A 1,618-nucleotide genomic window follows, 5' to 3' on the forward strand; every position below is an offset into this window, starting at 1 on the left:
CCGTACACAACATGCTGGTCGAGATAAATATCCAGCTCCCCGGTTCGATCCTGACGCTGTTCCGGAAGGAGCTGCGCGGCAGTCTCTTCGGCGACTGTAACCCGACCGTCGACATCCCCAAGATCCTCGGTCTCTACCAGAGCGGCGACCTGAAGCTCGACGAGCTCATCACCCGTACCTACACCCTCGACCAGGTCAATCAGGGCTACGACGACCTGCTCAACGGCCATAACATCCGCGGCGTGCTCGTGCACGACCACTCCTGATCCGGAGGCACAACGATGACTGAAGTACTCGAGCCCACCACCACCCCGGTGCTGCCGCAGGTGCGTGACTGGCTGTCCACGCCGAAGCAGCTGTTCATCGGTGGCCGCTGGGTCGACGCGGCCTCGGGCCGCACCTTCCAGACCCGTGACCCGGCCACCGGAAAGGTGCTGACCGAGGTCGCCCACGCCGAAGCCGTCGATGTCGACCGCGCTGTGCGCGCGGCACGTGCCGCGTTCGAGGGCGAGTGGTCACTGTGGACACCGGCCCAGCGCCAGCGTCTGCTGTTCCGCGCCGGCGAGGCGATCTACGCCCATGCCGAGGAGCTGGCCCAGCTGGAATCGCTCGACAACGGCAAGTCCGCCGGCGTCGCCCAGGCCGTCGACATCACCTGGGTCGCCGAGCTTTTCGAGTACTACGCCGGGTGGGCCACCAAGATCGAAGGCCGCACCATCCCGGTGTCGGTACCGTGGGCGCCCGGGACCCAGTGGCATGCGTACACGCTGCGCGAGCCGATCGGCGTATGCGGGGCGATCGTCCCCTGGAACTTCCCGCTGCTCATGGCCGCGTTCAAGATTCCCGTCGCCCTGGCGACCGGCAACACCGTCGTCCTCAAGCCCGCCGAGGACACCCCGCTCACCGCCCTGCGCCTGGCCGAGATCCTGGCCGAGGTCGGGCTGCCCGACGGCGTGCTCAACGTAGTCACCGGTTACGGCGACGCCGGTGCCGCGCTGGCCGCCCACGACGATGTCGACAAGATCGCCTTCACCGGCTCCACCGAGGTGGGCAAGCTCATCGTCGACGCCGCCAAGGGCAACCTGAAGAAGGTCAGCCTCGAGCTCGGCGGCAAGAGCCCGCAGGTCGTCTTCGCCGACACCGACCTGGACCTGGCGATCCCTGGCACGGCGTCGGGGTTTCTGTTCAACCAGGGCCAGACCTGCACCAGCGGCACCCGGCTGTTGGTGGAGGACAAGATCTTCGACGAGTTCACCCAGGGTGTCGCCGAGGTCGCCGCGGCCAGCAGGATCGGCTCGGGTCTCGACCCGGCCACCGACGTCGGCCCGCTGGTGTCGCAGACCCAGCTCGACCGGGTCCTCGGCTACGTCGATGCCGGGTTGCGCGCGGGTGCGCGGGCACTGACCGGCGGGCGCCGCCATGGTGAGAGCGGCTACTTCGTCGAACCGACGGTGTTCGTCGATGTCGAGTCCTCGTTCAGCGTGTACCGCGAGGAGATCTTCGGTCCGGTCGTGGTGGCGACCCCGTTCAACGCCGAGGAGGGCGTAGCCGCGGCGGCCAACGACACGCCCTACGGACTGGCCGCCTCGGTGTGGACCAGGGATGTGTCCAAGGCCTG

The 1,618-nt window shown here is 68.0% G+C and carries 1 protein-coding gene and 1 pseudogene; both read left to right on the top strand.

Going from position 1 to position 1,618, the window contains the following annotated elements:
* Positions 1-266 (top strand): annotated as a pseudogene (locus tag ACFWPJ_RS32320) (alcohol dehydrogenase); the annotation flags it as partial.
* Between the two features lie 15 nt (positions 267-281).
* On the top strand, positions 282-1,618 hold a 1,337-nt coding region (locus ACFWPJ_RS32325), incomplete at its 3' end, for an aldehyde dehydrogenase family protein (RefSeq protein ID WP_378857253.1).

Source organism: Nocardia sp. NPDC058497 (assembly GCF_042720195.1).
Classification (GTDB): Bacteria; Actinomycetota; Actinomycetes; order Mycobacteriales; family Mycobacteriaceae; genus Nocardia.